This is a genomic window from Acinetobacter amyesii (genome assembly GCF_023499985.1).
GTDB classification, from domain to species: domain Bacteria; phylum Pseudomonadota; class Gammaproteobacteria; order Pseudomonadales; family Moraxellaceae; genus Acinetobacter; species Acinetobacter amyesii.
The window spans coordinates 232,369-250,842 of the sequence record NZ_JAMCOU010000031.1; the positions used below are offsets into that span (position 1 = coordinate 232,369).

Here is an 18,474-nt window from a genome sequence, read left to right on the forward strand (position 1 = left end):
TTTTAATGTAGGTATAAAGTGAGCAAAGCTTTTTATTGAGCTAACTATGTGAGATCTATTTACATAAAACAGGCCGTGAAATAGGGGTTTTCAGTACCCTCCAATAGATTTTCATCTTGGTAATATTAGGTCGTATATTCCATGTCATAAAAGCAATCAGAACAAAGTACATTTCATATAAATAGATAGTAATACAGAGTAGGATTATTTTTTGCAAGATACGCCAAAATTTAAAAAGAGTAGATGAACAGCTTGTAAGCCAGACCCACCAAGGATTCATTAAAAACAACTATGGGTAAGATTAAGTTGAGAATAGATAAAAAACGAAACATATAAATTGGAATCGAGACACTATATTTTTGAGATGGGATGATTTTAATTCTTTTTTATCATGTTACGAATTTAACTATTTTTTTCAAAAAAAGACCCCGAAGGGTCTTTTTTTTATGAGGGTTTACTCAGCGCTATTTTCTTGTACAGGACTTTCTAACAATGCCTTTTTGCCAATTGGAATTTGGCGTGGTAGTTTTTCTTCAGGAATAATACGCTGTAAGTCCACTGTCAATAAACCATTTTCATATAGGGCTTGTTGCACTTCTATATGTTCATCTAAGCGTAAAGACAGTTTAAATGTACGACGCGCAATGCCTTTATGCAGGAATTCCACAGTTGTATCTTGCGCTTCAGTTGGTTTACCTGAAATGCTTAGCACTTGATTTTCTAAGTTTAGCGAAAGTTCATCTTCTGTAAAACCTGCGGTTGCCACCACAATGCGATAGCTATTTTCAGCCGTTTTTTCAATATTGTATGGCGGGTAATTTGGTGTGTCGCTTTGCATGGCATAATCAAATAAATCGTTGAAACGATCAAAACCAATGCTACGACGGAAAAGTGGGTTAAGATTTAAACTACTCATAATTAGAACTCTCTTTAATAAGCAAAGTTGTAACAATAAGAAATGTTCAGTGATGCTTGGCATCCACTGTTCACTAACAAGATCATTTGATCCTTGTACATGTATCAATATCGGTCTGTGCTGATTTTTTTCAAGGGATTTTTATAAAAAAATTATATTTTTTGAATTTTTGTACCTTAAGTGATTTTAAAAGCAAAGTGATAATTCACATTTTAACGTTACTTTTCAGAAAAACTGACAAGCTTTCACTGGATTAAACATGTTATACATAAAGCAAAATGAGATTGCCTTACTGAAAATTAAAAAGGAATATAGATGATTGATCTCTACTATTGGGGTACACCCAATGGACATAAAATTACCATCGCTTTAGAAGAAATGGGTTTGGAATACCAAATTTTTCCGATTAATATCTTGGAAAATGATCAATTTCAGCCAGACTTTTTGAGAATTTCTCCGAACAATAAAATCCCTGCAATCGTGGATCAGAATGGCCCACGAGGAGAGTCAATTTCAGTTTTTGAGTCTGGTGCGATTCTGCAATATCTTGGACGTAAAACAGGTTTGTTTTATCCAGAAGATGAGTTTGAGCGCGTTGAAGTTGAACAATGGTTGATGTGGCAAATGGGTGGTTTTGGGCCCATGTTAGGACAAAATCATCATTTTAGTCGTTTTGCACCTGAACGTATTCCGTATGCAACTGAACGTTATGTAAATGAATCTAAACGCTTATATAAAGTTTTGAACCATCAGTTGATTGGTCAAAAATTTGTGGCTGGAGAGTATTCGATTGCAGATATGGCTATTCTGCCTTGGGCGCTGCGTCATGAATGGCAGCAAATTCAGTTGGAAGATTATCCATACGTGAAAGACTATATCGATCGACTGACGGCCCGTCCAGCGGTACAAAAAGCCTTAGCAATACAGGTTTAAAAAAAGAGCATGGAAACATGCTCTTTTTTTTATGAAATGAATAGAAGCTTTTTCCACCAAGGTCTTTGGTTTTCTTTCAGGGTCTTGAGTGAGAAGGGCTGTAGGGCAACAAAGGGGTAGGCTACACCATTTTCGATATAAGGTTTGAACTTGGCACGTAAAAGTGACTGCTCAACCCGCTTATCAATGTGTGTAAGTCCAGAGCTTTTGATTAATTCAGCTTTTTGAACTTCGCCGGTGGCTAAAACATACAATTTAAAACTAAGGTCACGATTTTGATTTCCAAGATCGTCATTGTTGAAGTAAAAGATAGGTCGCTTTTGCCAAATCATTTGATCTTGTGTAATCACGTGTTGTTTGGCAACTTCAGAAGGACTTTGTGCATATAAAGCGGTCAAAATTTGTAATAACACGATAAAACTTAAGCAAAGAATTTTTTTCATAAAGTGAGTTAAAATTATTCAATATTTGCGTGGCAGATTAGAAGTCTCATGTATAAAAGTAAAGTGCGGAAAGACTCACCTTAAGATTTTAGATAGGACGGAAGAAAATTCTAACGCTGTGTTAGAATGCGGCGCTGCCGAAAAGAACGCGTTGTTGACGGCTTAGTTGGACGATTTTGCGATGAAAGACTTTTTCTTAAATTTTACCCGTATTGTTGAAAATAACCCAAGAATCTATTGGAGTATTATTTTTGGTATTGCAGGCTGCTTAGTGCTATTTGTCGCTGAAATTGTGCATGTTCAAAATATTCTTGCAGATTTACATACCAAAGATCAAAACTTGATGCGAGCTGCGATTGAACCGATTTCTTCACAATATAAATGGTCGAGAATCGTTGTAATTGTTGCAGCAGTGCTTTGGTCAAATTTTGAATATTTGAAGTCGAAGAAAAAATTAGGTCTCTAAGCATTCGTTTCGATGTGGTCGTTTTTAGTTTTATTCTTCGCGGCATTTGGGGCTGCGACCTTACTTCCTTTACAGTCCGAAGCCGTATTGCTCGGCTTGTTGAGCTATGGTCAACATAATCCATGGCTGCTGATTGTGGTGGCCAGTATTGGTAATATTCTCGGTTCTTGTGTGAATTGGTGGCTCGGTTTAAAAGTAGAACATTATAAAAATAAAACATGGTTTCCCGTGTCAGAGCTGAAAATGCAGCAGGCACAGGGTATTTATCACAAATATGGTTATTGGTCTTTGCTACTGAGTTGGCTGCCGATGATTGGAGACCCTATTACTTTAATTGCGGGTTTAATGAAAGAAAACTTCTGGCGCTTTGTATTGATGGTTACCGTGGCGAAAACAGGGCGTTATCTCTTTATTTATCTTATATTTTTAGGTTTTTTTCTGAGATAAAAAACAGGGCATTGAAATATTCAATCCCTGTTTGAAATGTTGAATCTATTACTTATTTACAGCCATTTACTTTAAATTGAATTTCATCTCTAAAGTTCGACTTTTTATAGATCCAAAGGGTGCTCGCAGTACGTTTAACCGAGATCTGACTATTTCTTAGTGCTTCAACGACTTTATGATCGAGTGTATAAATGCCAGAGCCTTGCTTGATCTTCACCTTTTTCACTTGTCCGTGTTTGTCCACTTTAAAGTTAAATTTGACTTTACGATCGTGCTGTTTCAACTCATGGCTAGTGAGATCTAATTTTGGTTGAGATACATATTGAAATGGCGTTTTCTTATTTGCACTTTGTGCATTCCAAACTTTTGAATCAAAGTTGAAATCACATTCAGGCGTATTGTCTTTAACTCTCAAATTAAACGCTTGATAGCCAATAATGGCTTTGGATTCACCATTTTCTAAATGTGGTTTGACTTTAGCTTTTTTGACAGCAGCAATTAAGATTCGGTCGAGTTGATCGACCCCTGTACTTTCTTCAACACTTGCATCGGTAATGGTGCCTTTTGCATTTGCTGTAACACGAATAATGGCCGCGCGGTCACGTTGCTTGAGGTCTTCATTGGCATATACCGGTTTTGGAAAAACCGACCAATTTAAGCGCGTGGTTAAATGTGCAGGAGCAACTTCAATATTCTGTGCTGGAAGTTGGTGGGTTTTGGTGGAAGCACTAAACGCTGTAGAAAATGGAGCGCAGGCCAAAAGGGTTAAGCACAGATATTGTTTCATAAGTCTATTCTAAGATCACAAAGTGAGTGATGAATGCGTCGATATTGCTGCGCAGTATTTCCTGTATTGGAAATACTGGCAAGGTTTAAATGGAAAATATGCCATTATTTTTTTGACTGATGGGTAATGTCGATCCCAAACAAGTCACGGGTTTTTGCCCAACTGATTGCAACTACAGCCATGGTCATACAGCCACCAAAGATTGTCGCCATGATCGTGCCCATATATTTTGCAGCCAATCCAGATTCAAATGCACCGAGTTCATTACTACTGGAGACAAACATGCCATTGACCGCGGCAACACGCCCACGCATATTTTCCGGCGGATAGAGCTGTAAAATAGTTTGGCGAACCACCACAGAGATGCTGTCACATGCACCAGTCATTGCCAGTGCAAAGAGTGATAACCAAAGATTGCTTGAAAATGCGAATAAAATGGTAAATACACCAAAACCCGCTACAGCCAATAACATATTGCGCCATGCATGATGAGTTGGAGGGAATTTGGTCAATGCAATCATGGTGATCAGGGCGCCAATAGACGGTGCTGCCCGTAAGTAGCCTAAACCTTCAGGCCCCACTTTTAAAATATCTTCGGCAAAAATCGGTAAGAGGGCAATCACGCCACCAAAAAGCACAGAAACTAAATCGAGTGAAATCGCCCAAAGGACAATTTTGGTTTTCCAGATAAAACGAAAACCTTCACTTAAACTATCTTTTAAATTGTCAGATTCAATTTTAGGGAAACTGCGTTTACTGAGCAGATTAATGAGGACGAAGCAGACCGTTAGTAGTGCTGCAACACTGAGCAAACTGGTTTCACGGCCTAAAAATGCCAACATAAAACCGCCAAGCATTGGCCCAATAATCACCCCACTTTGCCAACCAATCGTTGTCCATGTTGCACCATTGGCATAGAGCTCCCGCGGGATTAAAAAAGGTTTAAGCGACGTTGCCGAGGGATTATAGAAACCACGGATAGTTCCAAGCCCAAAAATGACCGCATAAATACCCCAAGACAGTTGGGTGACATCAATTTGGCCGAGACCATATTGGTGAAATAACCCCCAAAGAATCAGTGGCATCGGTACAGAAAAAAACAGACAAATTTTCATAATGGTCTGTTTATTGAAACGATCTGCAAAGTATCCTCCCCACAAAGAGAGAGCAATAAAAGGAATTGCTTCGGCTAAACCAATTAAGCCCAGTGTTAGCGGGTCTTTGGTGATTTGATATAGTGAATAAGCAACGATAATTTCTTGAATCAAAATGGCTAAGGTCAGACAAAATTGATTAAGCGTAACAATCGAGAAATCCCGATAACGTAGGGCTGCAAAAGCATCCTGTGCAGGTTTCATAATGGACAATAATAGTTGGCGTGCCGACATTATATAAGCCTTATTGGGCATCGCTTATAAAATCATCGGAAAATCTATATCAGAAAATTAATTAAGTTCGATATTCGGTAGAAAGATTCGCTTTTGTTTTGAGCAAAGATGCTTTAGAATACTCGCTCCCTTACCTGCAGGGCGTCTTTGCAATGGTGCAGACGTGCCGAACAGGTGTTCAAAAGAGGTTCTTATGCCTAAGATGAAAACTCGCCGTGGTGCAGCTAAACGCTTCAAGCCAACTGCAAACGGTTTTAAACGTCACCAAGCGTTCAAACGACACATTTTGACCAAAAAATCTGCTAAGCGTATCCGTCAATTACGCGGCTGTGTAATGGTTCACGTAAGTGACGTTGCTTCAGTTCGCCGTATGTGCCCATACATCTAAGGAGATTATAAATGGCTCGTGTTAAACGTGGTGTACAGGCTCATCGCCGTCATAAAAAAATTCTTGCTCGTGCTAAAGGTTACTACGGCGCTCGTTCACGCGTATATCGCGTAGCGTTCCAAGCAGTAATCAAAGCAGGTCAATATGCTTACCGTGACCGTCGTCAAAAGAAACGTCAATTCCGTGCTCTATGGATTGCGCGTATCAATGCTGGTGCTCGTCAAAATGGTTTGTCGTACAGCCGTATGATCGCTGGCTTGAAAAAAGCTCAAGTGATTATCGACCGTCGCGTACTTGCTGACATCGCTATGCATGACGCAGTTGCGTTTGCTGCTTTAGCTTCTAAAGCTAAAGATGCATTAGCTGCATAAGTCTTTATGACTTAAAAAAAGACCGCTTTTAGCGGTCTTTTTTTATGGACGAATTTGATTAGACATCTTATTTTTTCGACCATGTGGCTAAAAACACAATGATGCCAATTGTGATTGCGGCAAATTTTATAAACTCAAATTGTTTAAAAAGTAAATAAAAGCCATAAAGTAAAGCGAATAGCATGGCAAAAATTAAAACTAAAGAAAAAAATACAACCCATGGTTTTTCAGGCTCTTTATCTGTTGAAGTGTTGGTGGCGGAAAGAGCTTGATCAGATGTTGATTTGAAATAATTAACTTTGGGGTATTTTTTCTGTAGTTGTTTGAGTAAAGCTTTCTCTTCATCATTGACTAAATTTTCGCGGTTGAAATGATTGGCTGTATAGCACGTGACATCTACATGGTGTTCTGACAGTTTGTACTCATAATCCAATAGTTGTGCATATTCTTCGGTTGTAAATAAATGGATCGGTGAGCTTTCGTTTTTTACATGTTTTAAATTTTGGATAGCAGCTTCGATTGAATTGAGCATTTCAAGCAGACTTAATCCAACTTGATGTGAAGCTTGAGGATTCTCCAAAAGAGGGAGTGAGTCATCCAGAAGGCCATAATAATACAAATTATGGATTAGTTTAAATTGAGGCTGAATGTGGGTAGAAAACGGATGTTCAAATAAATCCAGTTGAATGCTATTCACTAAACTGCTCCAACTCGATTTTTTATCAAAGCAAAAGCATTCGTTACGCTGTTGTTGATTGAGCTCAATTAATGTAAACAGCCCGAATGCGTCATGAAATTGTGTGGAACTTGCACCCCAAAACTCCCGAGGATCACCAATAGGGCTGATATCTAAAATTTTCGTTTCTGATTGGATTTGAACCAGTGCAAAGGCTTGATTTAAATTGTTGTGGAAAACAGCAAGAGGCTAGTTGGTTTTTACAAAGTCAAAATGAGGATGTTGATTAAGTTTTGCATGCTCAAAAAGAAGATCAAATGGATAAAGTGAGCATGTTCTAATCCGCTTTTCAGCCATATACATGATCAAATGATCAACTGAATCATGTAGTAATGCATTGGTTTTAAAATCGCGAATCAAGAAAATGTCGCAAGCTTGGCGGCACCATGGGTGCAAAATCTCGTCATAGTAAATTTTCTGGTTAAAAAAGCGTTGAGCGTTATATTGCAAACCAAGAATAAATTGCTCGTAATGATCTATCATAATGAAGCATTTTTTTATTTTTCAATTGTTAGCTATCTTAGCTTTAATTTGATTCAAAAGGTAACTGCTTGATGCGCAAACAGTATCACTTTCGCCAAGTAGGTGATGATACGTGTGTTTGGGATGTACATCATTTATTAAAACTCAGTCAGAATTTCAAGATTCAGCAAATCCCTGTAAATGACATTCAAGAGTTAAATGAAGCATATTGGTTTCCAAAATCTGCACCGACCACACAGCAAATTATTGAACATCTGGAATTGGTAAATGCTGCGGACTTAAGTTATCCCATTATTTTATGTGCCATTGGTCGAGTGATGGATAGTATGCAGCGAGTCGCAAAAGCATGTATAACCAGTCAGTCGCATATATTAGCCGTTCAATTTGAACAAACCCCAAAGCCTGACTTTATCAATATCGATGCAGATCTTTTGGATTATCGTGAAGAATAAAAGTTAACCTACAGATCCAATGCTGTTATCTTGAAGTAGATTCACCAGACTCAAGTAGATCATCATGGCAATGAAAAGAATAAATGTAGTCGGTACATCGGCCACTGGAAAATCAACCTTTTCCAGAGCTTTGGCGGACAAATTAGGACTAAATTATATAGAACTGGATAATCTATTTTGGCTAGATGATTGGCAGGAGTGTCCTGATAAAATCTTTTTTGCACGTATCGGAGCTGAAATTGCTAAAGCGAAAAATGGTTATGTTATTGATGGCAATTATACTCGGGCGATTCCTGTTAAATGGTCTGAAATAGATACGGTGATATGGTTAGACCTTCCGTTTCCAGTCAATTTATACCGCTCTGTAAAGCGCGCAATTTCTCGGGCTAAGTCCAAACAAGATCTTTGGCCAGATTCAAATAATCAGGAAAGTTTGTGGCGGATGTTTGGTCGAGATTCCATTGTCTGGTGGATGATTAAAACCCATAAAACGAATCGTGAAAAATATCTACAGATGATGAATGCACCTGAATATCAACATATTCAATGGATTCGTTTAAAGTCTGCAAATGCAGTTGATGCATTTTTAGAACAATTGGACTCTTATGTTTTTGATGTTTAAGTTTTGATGTTTTATCAATAAAAAGTGCAGTTAAGTTACAGAAATAATCTTTATACCGCGCTTTGCGACATGCCTAATGTATGGATAGAAAAGAACAAAAGGAAAATAAAATGTTGGCTGAAATAGTTGGTATGGGTCAAGGTAGCATCACTGTAGAGCTCGAAATGATTCCCCGCAAAGGTGAGGCGGTCAAAATCATGTATGGTGCAGACGCAGAGCTTGAGGGTGAAGTAGTCTCGGTCAGTCATTATATTAATCAACATGCCGATCAGCATCGCGTTCGATTAGAAATTCGTCCATTTAATTATTTAACGACCTCATAATTTTGAAATCTTTCATACAGAAGTATGTTTATAAAAAAGCCCTTCTATGAGAGGGGCTTTTTAGTGTTGATGATATTTATACAGTTAAAGTCCGAAGTAATAAGCCAATAAGCAAATCACTACCGTAATAATAACTAAGGTAATCACTCCTCCTGCACCGGGTTTATGAGGCGAGTTAGCCGGGTGTGCATGCTGAGGATTTGATTTTCTATCCTCAGTTTTAAATCCATCCAGAGGAGAGCTTTCAACCACAGGAGTTAAACGTGCAGTTTTATAGTGATTGGCGACTTTTACGATAAATTTAGCCGTTAAATCTTCAGTTTTTTGAGCAAAATGGCGCAAATTTAACTGTTCTTCAGGTGTGTAGATGCTGCCATCTGCATGATAGGGATGCTGAATTTTAGACTGAATGTGGCGGTTTAATGCATCTAAGCGATGTAAGCTGTCATGTGCGAAATCTGCTTGTGCATCCGTTGGCAAGAGTGCGAGTTTTGCGGATTCATTCGATTCGCTGCTTAGATCGGGCTGCGTACCATAATAAGGTGTGCCTAACACCTCCGGCTCAATAAAACCTTCCGCAGGTTTTTGTAAAAATAATTCTGCTTCAGTGAAGTTATGAATATCATCCCATTTTGGTAACTGCATATCTGCTTCGATGCGTTTAATGAGTTTATGGTTCAGCTCATAGCGCCAAAAGGTTTCTCGACGAATTTGCAGTTGTTGGGATGCCGGTGCTTCATAGTCATTTTCTGCGTTATACCACTCGGCAAGTTCTTTACCAAAAATCCATGCCTGCTTTTTATTTTTTTCGTGGCTTACAATAAAATGGGCAAAGGGAAGAAGTTCAACGTTAGCATTCGGATTTTGTTCATCATTCAGCAAGCTGGAGCTATGTAAACTTAAGCGTTGTACCCCTTGTTTTTTTAAGCCTTCTAGCCAAATTTGGAAATGTTGAGCCAATAAATGCTGTGATAGCAAATCACGAAAATGGAAACTGTGCTGATCAAAAATGTGGTGATTCAACCAACGTTGAAAACTCAAACCTTGGTTGAGAAATTCATTGCCATAAGTGACGAGTGTGAGCTGTTGTTTCCAGATTGGATCGAGTGCCATAAAGATTGGATCCCATTGATATTGTGTTTATCTTATACTTTTTTTAAAACTTGATGCTAATGCAATTTTAACTTGTGAATGCGCTTCATCATAACGGCTAAAAACTGTTAGAATAAGGGGTTTATATTATTTTTTAAATTGTTGCTTTGAGAGTTACTATGTCACTGGAAGCCCTGACCACTGAAGCGCTCGCTGCGATTGCAGCAGCAGAGGACCTTGCTACACTCGACCAAGTGCGAGTGCAATTTACAGGGAAGAAAAGCCAGCTCGCGGAACAATCGAAGTCGCTCGGTAAAATGGACCCAGAAGAACGTAAAGTTTTTGGTGCTCAAATTCATGCCGTTCGTGAATCGATTACTGGCGCACTGACTGCTCGTCAAGCTGAATTACAAAAAGCTGCATTAGAACAAAAGCTTGCTAGCGAAACGATTGATATTACTTTACCCGGCCGTGGTCAAATGGTCGGTAGTATTCACCCTGTGACTCAAGTTCAAGAACGTATTTGCCAATTCTTTACCAAAGCTGGTTTTACCGTTGCAACTGGTCCTGAAGTTGAAGATGATTATCACAACTTTGAAGCATTGAACATTCCGGGTCATCACCCTGCACGTGCGATGCACGACACTTTCTATTTTGATGCGAATCATTTACTTCGTACGCATACCTCAGGCGTGCAAATTCGTACGATGGAAACTGAGCAGCCTCCAATCCGTGTTGTGTGTCCTGGTCGTGTTTACCGCTGTGACTCAGATCAAACGCATTCTCCAATGTTCCATCAAATCGAAGGTTTGTATGTGGCTGAAAATACCAGCTTTGCAGAACTTAAAGGTTTGTTAGTGAACTTGCTAAATGAGTTCTTTGAAAAAGATTTGAAAGTACGTTTCCGTCCATCTTATTTCCCATTTACAGAGCCAAGTGCGGAAGTGGATATCATGGATGAACGTGGTAAATGGTTGGAAGTTTTGGGCTGCGGTATGGTGCATCCAAACGTTTTACAAGCCGCTGGCATTGACCCAGAAAAATACAAAGGCTTTGCCTTCGGTTTAGGTGTAGAACGTTTTGCAATGTTGCGTTATGGCATTAATGACCTACGTATGTTCTACCAAAATGATGTGCGTTTCTTACGCCAATTTGCTTAAACAGTTTTATACCTCTCCCTAACCTCTCCTAAAAGGAGAGGGGTTGTCCATCATGACTTAGGGTTCGTCCTCTTTCTTTAAAGGGGCGCTAGAGGGGATTAGAAATTTAGAATTAATAGGTTTTTATACAATGAAAATTAGCGAAAATTGGTTGCGTACATGGGTTAACCCAGCCATTGATAGCGATACACTTTCTGACCAACTGACCATGTTAGGTTTAGAAGTTGATGATTTATCTCCTGCTGCAAAACCATTTACTGGTGTAGTTGTCGGTGAAGTTTTAACAGTGGTTCAACATCCTGATGCTGACCGTTTACGTGTCACTACTGTAAACATCGGTTCAGGCGAGCCGTTACAAATCGTTTGTGGAGCTCCAAACGTACGTGTAGGCATGAAAGCTCCTGTAGCAACCATTGGTGCAGTACTTCCGGGCGATTTCAAAATTAAAAAAGGCAAGCTTCGTGGTGTTGAATCACAAGGCATGCTGTGCGGTGCGTCTGAAATTGATCTTGAAGATAAAATCGACGGTCTATTGGAGCTTCCTGCAGATGCTCCTGTAGGCACAAATATTCGTGAATATTTAGATCTTGATGACAATGTAATTGATATTAGCATCACGCCAAACCGTGGTGACTGTTTCAGTATTCGTGGTATTGCACGTGAAATTGGTGTGATTAATCAACTCCCTGTGACTGCCCCTGAAATTAAAGAAGTTGCTGCAACAATTACTGATGAGAAGAAAGTTGTTGTTGAAACTGATGGTTGCCCACGCTATTTAGGTCGAGTGATCAAAAACGTTAATACCAAAGCACCAACTCCTGAGTGGATGGAGCGTGCATTAGCTCGTGCAGGCATTCGTCAGCACAGTATTTTGGTCGATATTACCAACTACGTTTTAATGGAATTGGGTCAACCTTTACATGCATTCGATGGCGGTAAAGTTGAAGGTTCTGTTCGTGTACGCCAAGCAACAGCAGCAGAAAAATTAACGTTGTTGAATGAACAAGAAGTTGAATTATCTGAAAACGTGATGGTGATTGCGGATGATCAAAAAGCTTTGGCGATTGCAGGAATCATGGGTGGCCTAAGTTCAGCGGTTTCTGATGATACCACTGAAATTTTCCTTGAGTCGGCGTTCTTTGATCAACTCTATATCGCAGGTCGTGCACGTAGTTTTGGTTTGCATACTGATGCATCTCAGCGTTATGAACGCGGTGTAGACTTTGAATTGCCGATGACGGCAATGCACCGTGCTTCTCAACTTATCGCTGATTTAGCTGGTGGTGAGTTTGGTCCAATTACTGTTGCTGAAAAAGTAGAGCTATTACCAAAACGTGAAGCCATTGAACTGAACCAAGCGCAAGTCGATCAACTGCTTGGTTATAAAGTTGAATCTGCATTTATTACCGATGCTTTAACGCGTTTGGGTTGCAATGTCACTGTGAAAGCAGAAGGTGAGTGGACAGTTGTACCGCCATCACACCGCTTTGATATGGCGATTTATCAAGACCTCATCGAAGAAGTGGCACGTATTCACGGTTACGACAATATTCAAATCAGCTTGCCAGTGATTGATGTCAAACTGGCGAAATACCAAGACCAATTTGAATTGGTTCAGTTACGCCAAACTGCAGTTACTTTGGGTTATCAAGAAGCGATTAGCTTTAGCTTTGCAGATGCGAAACTAGAGAAACAATTGAATCCACAGGTTCAACCACTAGCGCTTGCAAACCCGATTTCTAGCGACCTTGCAGTGATGCGTTCAACCTTATTATCAAGTTTGATCCCATGTGTGCAATACAACGTGAACCGTCAGCAAAATCGTGTTCGTTTCTATGAGCTTGGTCTACGTTTTGATTATCAAGGTGCGAACAGCATTCATGATCTTAAACAGATCCCAACATTTGCACTGGTTGCAACAGGTTCACGTACGACTGAATCTTGGCATGGTAAAGCACAGCCTATGGATTTCTTTGACTTTAAAGGCGATGTAGAGGAGATTTTAAATTCTGCACGTTTAAATGTTGAATATGTACGTTCAGAGCGTACCTGGTTACATCCAGGTCAATCTGCTGAAATCTTAGTCAATGGTCAATCAATTGGCTACTTAGGTCGTTTACACCCATCTTTAGAAGATGAGTTGGATTTGGCGACTACTTGGGTCGCTGAATTAGATCAATCGGCTGTTTTGCAAACTTATGTATCTAATTTTACAGAATTATCACGTTTTCCGTCGGTTCGACGTGATATTGCGCTTTTAATTAGTGATAAGATTAATGTTAGTGAAATTCAGCAACTTATCGAAAAAACCGGCGGTGAGCTTTTAGACGCAGTTTGGTTATTCGATGTGTACACTGGTCAAGGTGTCGAAGAAGGCAAGCGCTCATTGGCATTTGCAATTCAATGGCAACATCCAACACGTACATTAGAAGATGCTGAAATCAAAACCGGTATGGATAACATACTTCAGGTGTTGGAAAACACTTACCAGGCGACATTGAGGGCTTCATGACAGCATTAACAAAAGCAGAAATGGCTGATCATTTAAGTGAGCTCACGAGTTTAAACCGTCGTGAAGCAAAACAAATGGTCGAGTTATTCTTCGATGAGATTAGCCAAGCGCTAATCTCTGGGGAACAAGTTAAACTCTCAGGTTTCGGTAACTTCGAGTTGCGTGATAAACGTCAACGCCCAGGCCGTAACCCGAAAACGGGTGAAGAAATTCCGATTTCTGCCCGTCGTGTAGTGACCTTCCGTGCGGGACAAAAATTCCGTCAACGTGTTGGAAATGAGCAGATCAATTGATCTGCTTTTTTTTTTCCTTTGATTTAGGAGGTCCAGTTTTAATCATCTATCACACAAGTCATGTTAAAGAATATTCGTTTTAAAGTGAGACGATATATTTGAGTTGAGTTGTCGTAAAGATTGATTGTGGCTTTCTTTGAGCTAAATCTTCAGTTTTTATTTTTCAATAAGCATGGGTTTAGTATTTTGAATTTTAGCTATTTTTATTAACAAAGGTTTAAAGTTTGAGGCAATAAAAAAGAGAGCCAAAGGGCTCTCTTTTTGTGCTGAATAATCGGTTAGATTATTGAGCTTCAGAAGCAGCAGCAGTAGCTTCAGAAGCAGCAGCAGTAGCTTCAGAAGCAGCAGCAGTAGCTTCAGATGCAGCAGCAGAAGCTTCAACAGCAGCAGCGTCAGACGCAGCAACTACTTCAGAAGCAGCAGCTTCAGATGCAGCAGCAGGAGCAGCTTCTTCAGTTTTTTTAGCACAACCAACGAAAGCTAAAGTAGTAGCAACTGCAGCAGCAATAGCGATTTTTTTGAATAACATGGCATCACTCTCTAAAATATGAGATTAAAAAATAACCTGCGTTAGTCTGTTGTGTGCTTTTATTATGCCTAATTTGAATAGGTATTAAAAATGCATAGAGCAGTCTAACTGGTCTGCGTGTATGCTATCACTGAGTATTTTGAAATGCTACTAGTGACTTTGAAAAAACCGTTAAAAATAGGTGAAAAACGGCCATTTTTTAACAGAAAATAACAATTAAGAGAAAGTTTTATATTGGCGAAATAGCAAATAAACTACTAAAAAGAATAGGGTTTTTTAACATATATTTTTTATAATCATAAACTTGAAAATAAGTTTACATGGAGATCTATCAAATGTTTCTTTGTGTAACTAAAGTCAACCAAATAAAAAGGCCATCGTTATAGATGGCCTTTTCAGTCAAACATTCAACTTAGTTGGATGCTTTACGTTTCATTTGATCGAAGAAATCATCATTGGTTTTGGTTTCTTTCATGCGATCAAGCAAGAATTCCATCGCTGCAAGTTCGTCTTGTGTATGAAGCAATTTACGTAAAATCCAAACTTTACGTAGGTTATCTTCAGACATCAAACGCTCTTCACGACGTGTACCTGATTTTTTGATGTTCATCGCAGGGAACACGCGTTTTTCAGCAATACGACGGTCTAGGGTAATTTCTTGGTTACCTGTACCTTTGAATTCTTCGTAGATCACTTCATCCATCTTACTGCCAGTTTCAATCAAGGCAGTTGAGATAATTGTCAGTGAACCACCTTCTTCGATATTACGTGCTGCACCGAAGAAACGTTTTGGACGTTCTAAAGCATGGGCATCCACACCACCAGTAAGAACTTTACCAGATGAAGGGATTACAGTGTTGTAAGCACGTGCTAAACGAGTAATTGAGTCAAGCAAAATCACTACATCTTTTTTGTGTTCAACAAGACGTTTCGCTTTTTCAATCACCATCTCTGCAACTTGTACGTGACGAGCTGGTGATTCATCGAATGTTGAAGCAACCACTTCACCACGAACAGTACGTTCCATTTCTGTTACTTCTTCAGGACGTTCGTCAATTAGAAGGACAATCAAGAAACATTCAGGATTGTTACGAACAATCGACTGAGCGATGTTTTGTAACAACATGGTTTTACCCGCTTTTGGCGGTGCAACGATAATTGAACGTTGACCTTTACCAATCGGAGCAACCAAGTCAACGACACGCGCAGTTAAGTCTTCTGTTGTACCATTACCTAATTCCATTACCAATTGTTCGGTTGGAAATAAAGGTGTTAAGTTTTCGAAAAGAATCTTATTACGTGAGTTTTCGGGTGTGTCGTAGTTAATTTGATTAACTTTTAATAATGCAAAGTAACGTTCGCCTTCTTTAGGTGGACGAATTGTACCTGTAATAGTGTCACCAGTACGAAGGTTGAAGCGACGGATTTGTGATGGGCTCACATAGATATCGTCAGGGCCGGCTAGGTAAGAACCCGCTGCAGAGCGTAAGAAACCAAAGCCGTCCGACAGAATTTCTAGAACGCCATCACCAAAAATCTCTTCGCCGTTCATTGCGTGGCGCTTTAAGATGGCAAAAATAATATCTTGCTTACGGTTACGAGCCATTCCTTCGAGGCCCATAAACTCGGCAATCTTGATGAGTTCGCCAATCGGTTTTTTCTTGAGTTCGGTTAAGTTCATAGGTGGTCAGATAGAATCTAAAATTCTGAGGTACAGGTTGGAAAAGGGAGCAACAAATGTGCCGCGATCATGCAAGAAACGATAGCAATTGGTTTGCACAAAACAATTCAGAGATCTGATTCGTTATATGAAGAGAGATGTGAAAAACAATTCTGTTGCCGAGCGGCATTTTATGTGTTGTGTTGTAAGAAAATGACAGGATTTGAGATCCTTAATTTCTTGAGTAAACAATATAAGAGAGAACACAGCATTTGTCAATTTATCAACCAAAAAAATACGCTGTGTAAAACAGCGTATTTTCGAGTGTTTTTATCGAAAAAATATTAGATGTTTTCTTCGATGAAAGCTGTCAATTTAGATTTTGGTGCGGCACCGACTTGGGTTGCTACAACTTCGCCGTTTTTAAACATTAATAATGCAGGAATGTTACGGATGTTGTAGTTTACAGCTGTTTGTTCGCAAGAAGTTACGTCTACTTTAACGATTTTAACTTTGCCTTCAAACTCAGTTGAAAGTACTTCAAGTACAGGTGCAATGGCTTTACAAGGAGCACACCAACCTGCCCAGAAATCTACAAGTACAGGAGTATCAGACTCTAGTACATCGGCTTGGAAGTTTTCATCAGTTGTATTTACGATATTGCCAGACATGGATTTTGCTCCGGAATTAATTTTTAAGTTGACTCTATGTTTATAAGTATTACATAGCCAACTATAACAATGTAGGGGGTTATGTAAATTTTCGACCTGAATGGCGAGTTTGTCTAATGGATGATCACGATGCCGATGATCGTGTATGACTATCATTGCTTCAGATAAAAAATCGATAAGTTCAGCCCGAACTACTCATAAATGGCTTTTAAATTACATGTATGTGAATTAATCTAAGCACAATTCTGAACAGGTTTTTTTGAATAATGTCTGATTTTTTGATTGATGAAGAATTACTTGCTGCTATCGATATGGGATCGAACAGCTTCCACTTGGCTATCGCACGCGTAGACCATGGTGAAGTGAAAAAAGTTGCATCAATGTCAGAAAAAGTACAGCTTGCCGCAGGTCTAGACGAAAATAAAAATTTGACTGAAGCCGCACAGCAACGAGGATTAGCCTGCCTAGCACGTTTTGTGGGGCGTTTAAATCCTGTACAAGCTAACCGTTTACGTATTGTGGCGACTAATGCCTTGCGTCAAGCAAAAAATGGTCATGAATTTATTCAAAAAGCCGCTGAAATTTTACCAAAACCAATTGAAATCATTGCTGGTCGTGAAGAAGCCCGTCTCATTTATTTGGGGGTTTCACATACCATGGCAAATAGTGGTCGCCGCCTTGTGATTGATATCGGTGGGGGTTCAACAGAGTTGATTATTGGTGAAGAGTTTGAACCGATTCATACAGAATCTGTGCAAATGGGCTGTGTCGCTTTTACCAAAGCGTTTTTTGCTGATGGTGAAATTAACCTGAAAAATTTTGATAAAGCGGTAAATGCTGCTCGCAAGGAAATCGCAGGCATTGCCAACACTTATAAAGCTGCAGGCTGGGATACTGTTGTCGGTTCAAGTGGCACGATCAAAGCGTGTCGTCAGATTTGTGTCAATATGGGCTGGAGCAACGATCAGGAAGAACTGACACGTGACGGTTTATTTAAACTCAAAGATAAATTGCTTAAATATAAGCATGTCAATGAAATGGAATTTGATGGTCTAAAAGAAGACCGTCGAGCAGTTTTGCCAGCCGGCATTGCCATTTTGTATGCAGTCTTTGATGTGCTGAATATCGATAAATTGGTTTATTCTGATGGCGCGTTACGTGAAGGCGTGATGTACGACCTATTGGGACGTTTCCAACATGAAGATGTTCGTGACCGTTCTGTACATGCGTTGATGGGGCGCTACAACGCAGATATGAAACAAGCTGAACGTGTGGTAAATACTGCGCAACAGCTGTTTAATGGTGTGGCGACCGCACTGAATTTGACCAGTGATGACAGTGATTTACTGCGTCGTGCAGCGTATTTGCATGAAATTGGCTTAGCGATCAGTCATAGTGGTTACCATCGTCATGGTGCTTATTTACTGCAACATTCGGATATTCCGGGTTTCTCACAAATTGATCAAAACCATTTGTCGCATTTAGTGGCGCATCATCGTCGTAAGTTACGTAGTGACGCGCGCATTGATGTGATGAAAGTCGGTGGTAACAAACTTGTTTACTTATGTCTATTGCTTCGTTTAGCAGTTTTATTAAATCATAGTCGCAGCGATGAGATGCTTCCTGCCATTGAATTAAGCGTGGACAATGCGCAACAATGGCAACTTAGTGTTTCTGGTGATGCCAAACAGTGGCCTTTGTTGGTTGCAGACTTGCATGATGAGCAGGTGCAATTTAAGCATTGGGATATTGAACTGAATATCCAGTCGGAACAATTTATCAATTAACAGACCAGTTAAGTT

The 18,474-nt window shown here is 39.5% G+C and carries 21 protein-coding genes; 12 read left to right on the forward strand and 9 right to left on the reverse strand.

Annotated elements, in window-relative coordinates; all coding sequences use genetic code 11:
• Positions 1-454: 454 nt before the first annotated feature.
• Positions 455-916, reverse strand: coding sequence for an Hsp20 family protein (locus M5F03_RS09720; RefSeq protein ID WP_180171732.1), 462 nt, complete (start codon positions 914-916; stop codon positions 455-457).
• Between the two features lie 315 nt (positions 917-1,231).
• On the opposite strand from M5F03_RS09720, the gene M5F03_RS09725 reads away from it, so the two are divergent.
• On the forward strand, positions 1,232-1,849 hold the full coding sequence (locus tag M5F03_RS09725; protein ID WP_078192641.1) for a glutathione S-transferase N-terminal domain-containing protein: 618 nt from the start codon (positions 1,232-1,234) through the stop codon (positions 1,847-1,849).
• Between the two features lie 29 nt (positions 1,850-1,878).
• Here M5F03_RS09725 and M5F03_RS09730 read toward each other — a convergent pair whose 3' ends face one another.
• Entirely contained in the window at positions 1,879-2,262 is a 384-nt protein-coding gene (locus tag M5F03_RS09730) for an energy transducer TonB (protein ID WP_249708192.1), read from the reverse strand.
• A gap of 211 nt (positions 2,263-2,473) precedes the next feature.
• Here M5F03_RS09730 and M5F03_RS09735 point away from each other — a divergent pair, with 211 nt between their 5' ends.
• Both M5F03_RS09735 and M5F03_RS09740 read left to right on the forward strand, forming a co-directional pair.
• Positions 2,474-2,758, forward strand: a complete 285-nt coding sequence (locus M5F03_RS09735) for a hypothetical protein (protein ID WP_078192639.1) — start codon at positions 2,474-2,476, stop codon at positions 2,756-2,758.
• Between the two features lie 12 nt (positions 2,759-2,770).
• Positions 2,771-3,205 (forward strand): YqaA family protein, encoded by a 435-nt coding sequence (locus M5F03_RS09740; protein ID WP_249708194.1) that lies wholly within the window; start codon positions 2,771-2,773, stop codon positions 3,203-3,205.
• Positions 3,206-3,257: 52 nt separating this feature from the next.
• Here the strand turns inward: M5F03_RS09740 and M5F03_RS09745 are convergent, their stop codons facing one another.
• Together M5F03_RS09745 and M5F03_RS09750 are read right to left on the reverse strand one after the other, a co-directional pair.
• Positions 3,258-3,992 carry an energy transducer TonB gene (locus M5F03_RS09745; protein ID WP_249708195.1) on the reverse strand — a complete coding sequence of 245 codons (735 nt, stop codon included), beginning with the start codon at positions 3,990-3,992 and terminating at the stop codon, positions 3,258-3,260.
• A 104-nt stretch (positions 3,993-4,096) separates the two neighbouring features.
• Positions 4,097-5,350, reverse strand: coding sequence for an MFS transporter (locus tag M5F03_RS09750; RefSeq protein WP_180024462.1), 1,254 nt, complete (start codon positions 5,348-5,350; stop codon positions 4,097-4,099).
• Positions 5,351-5,573: 223 nt separating this feature from the next.
• Here M5F03_RS09750 and rpmI point away from each other — a divergent pair, with 223 nt between their 5' ends.
• Entirely contained in the window at positions 5,574-5,768 is a 195-nt protein-coding gene (gene rpmI / locus M5F03_RS09755) for a 50S ribosomal protein L35 (protein WP_065994397.1), read from the forward strand.
• 11 nt (positions 5,769-5,779) lie between these two features.
• On the forward strand, positions 5,780-6,139 hold the full coding sequence (gene rplT / locus M5F03_RS09760; RefSeq protein WP_004647525.1) for a 50S ribosomal protein L20: 360 nt from the start codon (positions 5,780-5,782) through the stop codon (positions 6,137-6,139).
• A gap of 67 nt (positions 6,140-6,206) precedes the next feature.
• On the opposite strand, the gene M5F03_RS09765 is transcribed toward rplT, so the two are convergent.
• Complete coding sequence (locus M5F03_RS09765) at positions 6,207-6,836, reverse strand: hypothetical protein (RefSeq protein WP_249708196.1); 630 nt, start codon at positions 6,834-6,836, stop codon at positions 6,207-6,209.
• A 593-nt stretch (positions 6,837-7,429) separates the two neighbouring features.
• On the opposite strand from M5F03_RS09765, the gene M5F03_RS09770 reads away from it, so the two are divergent.
• From M5F03_RS09770 to M5F03_RS09780, 3 genes are all read left to right on the forward strand, one after another.
• Positions 7,430-7,810, forward strand: coding sequence for a hypothetical protein (locus tag M5F03_RS09770; RefSeq protein WP_180077782.1), 381 nt, complete (start codon positions 7,430-7,432; stop codon positions 7,808-7,810).
• A 70-nt stretch (positions 7,811-7,880) separates the two neighbouring features.
• A complete protein-coding gene (locus M5F03_RS09775) occupies positions 7,881-8,432 on the forward strand; it encodes a P-loop NTPase family protein (RefSeq protein WP_249708197.1) in 552 nt (183 codons plus the stop codon).
• 110 nt (positions 8,433-8,542) lie between these two features.
• Complete coding sequence (locus M5F03_RS09780) at positions 8,543-8,755, forward strand: KOW domain-containing RNA-binding protein (protein WP_111884721.1); 213 nt, start codon at positions 8,543-8,545, stop codon at positions 8,753-8,755.
• 84 nt (positions 8,756-8,839) lie between these two features.
• Here M5F03_RS09780 and M5F03_RS09785 read toward each other — a convergent pair whose 3' ends face one another.
• Positions 8,840-9,868, reverse strand: coding sequence for a hypothetical protein (locus M5F03_RS09785; RefSeq protein ID WP_180190014.1), 1,029 nt, complete (start codon positions 9,866-9,868; stop codon positions 8,840-8,842).
• Positions 9,869-10,026: 158 nt separating this feature from the next.
• On the opposite strand from M5F03_RS09785, the gene pheS reads away from it, so the two are divergent.
• The 3 genes from pheS to M5F03_RS09800 all read left to right on the forward strand — a co-directional run bounded on the left by pheS (position 10,027) and on the right by M5F03_RS09800 (position 13,812).
• The gene (pheS, locus tag M5F03_RS09790) at positions 10,027-11,007 is read left to right on the forward strand and encodes a phenylalanine--tRNA ligase subunit alpha (RefSeq protein ID WP_249708198.1); all 981 of its coding nucleotides are present in this window, start codon (positions 10,027-10,029) and stop codon (positions 11,005-11,007) included.
• A gap of 130 nt (positions 11,008-11,137) precedes the next feature.
• On the forward strand, positions 11,138-13,519 hold the full coding sequence (gene pheT / locus M5F03_RS09795; RefSeq protein ID WP_249708199.1) for a phenylalanine--tRNA ligase subunit beta: 2,382 nt from the start codon (positions 11,138-11,140) through the stop codon (positions 13,517-13,519).
• Positions 13,516-13,812, forward strand: a complete 297-nt coding sequence (locus tag M5F03_RS09800) for an integration host factor subunit alpha (protein ID WP_004783565.1) — start codon at positions 13,516-13,518, stop codon at positions 13,810-13,812. The genes pheT and M5F03_RS09800 overlap by 4 nt, the downstream gene beginning before the upstream one ends.
• 283 nt (positions 13,813-14,095) lie before the next feature.
• Here the strand turns inward: M5F03_RS09800 and M5F03_RS09805 are convergent, their stop codons facing one another.
• From M5F03_RS09805 to trxA, 3 genes are all read right to left on the reverse strand, one after another.
• On the reverse strand, positions 14,096-14,341 hold the full coding sequence (locus M5F03_RS09805) for a hypothetical protein (protein ID WP_078192631.1): 246 nt from the start codon (positions 14,339-14,341) through the stop codon (positions 14,096-14,098).
• A gap of 412 nt (positions 14,342-14,753) precedes the next feature.
• Positions 14,754-16,022 carry a transcription termination factor Rho gene (rho, locus tag M5F03_RS09810; protein ID WP_067731074.1) on the reverse strand — a complete coding sequence of 423 codons (1,269 nt, stop codon included), beginning with the start codon at positions 16,020-16,022 and terminating at the stop codon, positions 14,754-14,756.
• A gap of 323 nt (positions 16,023-16,345) precedes the next feature.
• Entirely contained in the window at positions 16,346-16,672 is a 327-nt protein-coding gene (gene trxA, locus M5F03_RS09815) for a thioredoxin (protein WP_078192629.1), read from the reverse strand.
• Positions 16,673-16,938: 266 nt separating this feature from the next.
• On the opposite strand from trxA, the gene ppx reads away from it, so the two are divergent.
• A complete protein-coding gene (ppx, locus tag M5F03_RS09820; RefSeq protein WP_180183428.1) occupies positions 16,939-18,459 on the forward strand; it encodes an exopolyphosphatase in 1,521 nt (506 codons plus the stop codon).
• Positions 18,460-18,474 lie beyond the last annotated feature (15 nt).

Coding starts and splice junctions, on each gene's coding strand:
- M5F03_RS09720 (WP_180171732.1), bottom strand. CDS start 916: ATGAGTAGTTTAAATCTTAACCCACTTTTCCGTCGTAGCATTGGTTTT.
- M5F03_RS09725 (WP_078192641.1), top strand. CDS start 1,232: ATGATTGATCTCTACTATTGGGGTACACCCAATGGACATAAAATTACC.
- M5F03_RS09735 (WP_078192639.1), top strand. CDS start 2,474: ATGAAAGACTTTTTCTTAAATTTTACCCGTATTGTTGAAAATAACCCA.
- M5F03_RS09740 (WP_249708194.1), top strand. CDS start 2,771: ATGTGGTCGTTTTTAGTTTTATTCTTCGCGGCATTTGGGGCTGCGACC.
- M5F03_RS09745 (WP_249708195.1), bottom strand. CDS start 3,992: ATGAAACAATATCTGTGCTTAACCCTTTTGGCCTGCGCTCCATTTTCT.
- M5F03_RS09750 (WP_180024462.1), bottom strand. CDS start 5,350: ATGAAACCTGCACAGGATGCTTTTGCAGCCCTACGTTATCGGGATTTC.
- rpmI (WP_065994397.1), top strand. CDS start 5,574: ATGCCTAAGATGAAAACTCGCCGTGGTGCAGCTAAACGCTTCAAGCCA.
- rplT (WP_004647525.1), top strand. CDS start 5,780: ATGGCTCGTGTTAAACGTGGTGTACAGGCTCATCGCCGTCATAAAAAA.
- M5F03_RS09770 (WP_180077782.1), top strand. CDS start 7,430: ATGCGCAAACAGTATCACTTTCGCCAAGTAGGTGATGATACGTGTGTT.
- M5F03_RS09775 (WP_249708197.1), top strand. CDS start 7,881: ATGAAAAGAATAAATGTAGTCGGTACATCGGCCACTGGAAAATCAACC.
- M5F03_RS09780 (WP_111884721.1), top strand. CDS start 8,543: ATGTTGGCTGAAATAGTTGGTATGGGTCAAGGTAGCATCACTGTAGAG.
- M5F03_RS09785 (WP_180190014.1), bottom strand. CDS start 9,868: ATGGCACTCGATCCAATCTGGAAACAACAGCTCACACTCGTCACTTAT.
- pheS (WP_249708198.1), top strand. CDS start 10,027: ATGTCACTGGAAGCCCTGACCACTGAAGCGCTCGCTGCGATTGCAGCA.
- pheT (WP_249708199.1), top strand. CDS start 11,138: ATGAAAATTAGCGAAAATTGGTTGCGTACATGGGTTAACCCAGCCATT.
- M5F03_RS09800 (WP_004783565.1), top strand. CDS start 13,516: ATGACAGCATTAACAAAAGCAGAAATGGCTGATCATTTAAGTGAGCTC.
- M5F03_RS09805 (WP_078192631.1), bottom strand. CDS start 14,341: ATGTTATTCAAAAAAATCGCTATTGCTGCTGCAGTTGCTACTACTTTA.
- rho (WP_067731074.1), bottom strand. CDS start 16,022: ATGAACTTAACCGAACTCAAGAAAAAACCGATTGGCGAACTCATCAAG.
- trxA (WP_078192629.1), bottom strand. CDS start 16,672: ATGTCTGGCAATATCGTAAATACAACTGATGAAAACTTCCAAGCCGAT.
- ppx (WP_180183428.1), top strand. CDS start 16,939: ATGTCTGATTTTTTGATTGATGAAGAATTACTTGCTGCTATCGATATG.